Annotated in this window: 5 tRNA genes and 1 rRNA gene; all 6 read right to left on the bottom strand. The window is 53.0% G+C overall.

The features are described 5' to 3' along the window. Positions 1 to 31: 31 nt before the first annotated feature. Positions 32 to 107 (bottom strand) — tRNA-Thr (locus ACXAJH_RS20455). Positions 108 to 114: 7 nt separating this feature from the next. Beyond that, positions 115 to 190: transfer RNA gene (locus tag ACXAJH_RS20450), tRNA-Val, on the bottom strand. Positions 191 to 194: 4 nt separating this feature from the next. Further along, positions 195 to 269: transfer RNA gene (locus ACXAJH_RS20445), tRNA-Glu, on the bottom strand. A 19-nt stretch (positions 270 to 288) separates the two neighbouring features. Further along, positions 289 to 360 (bottom strand) — tRNA-Thr (locus tag ACXAJH_RS20440). Positions 361 to 363: 3 nt separating this feature from the next. Further along, positions 364 to 438, bottom strand: a tRNA-Asn gene (locus tag ACXAJH_RS20435). Between the two features lie 38 nt (positions 439 to 476). Then, a 5S ribosomal RNA gene (gene rrf, locus ACXAJH_RS20430) occupies positions 477 to 589 on the bottom strand.

Here is a 589-nt window from a genome sequence, read left to right as displayed (position 1 = left end):
GGCCAACTTCGCTATCCCTCCACTTGAAAAGTGGTGCCGGCCAGAGGACTTGAACCCCCAACCTACTGATTACAAATCAGTTGCTCTGCCAGTTGAGCTAGGCCGGCTAAAATATGGTGGAGGATGCAGGGATCGAACCTGCGACCCCTTGCTTGTAAGGCAAGTGCTCTCCCAGCTGAGCTAATCCTCCATATTGGTGACCCGTACGGGATTCGAACCCGTGTTACCGCCGTGAAAGGGCGGTGTCTTAACCACTTGACCAACGGGCCAGTCGTACAAAACCTTCAGAGCTTCCAGCCGGATTTGAACCGGCGACCCCTTCCTTACCATGGAAGTGCTCTACCACTGAGCTATGGAAGCAAGTGGCTCCAACGGTAGGATTCGAACCTACGACCGATCGGTTAACAGCCGATTGCTCTACCACTGAGCTACGTTGGAATCATAAAAGTCTTCAAAACAATAAGGAAAGAGAATCAATGTGGCAGCGTCCTACTCTCACGGGGGTAAACCCGACTACCATCGGCGCTGAAGAGCTTAACTGCTGTGTTCGGCATGGGAACAGGTGTGACCTCTTCGCCTTCACCACCAC

Source organism: Halobacillus sp. ABD4_316, assembly GCF_056161385.1.
Note: the sequence above shows the minus strand (reverse complement) of the source record. Positions and strands in the feature narration are given on the sequence as shown.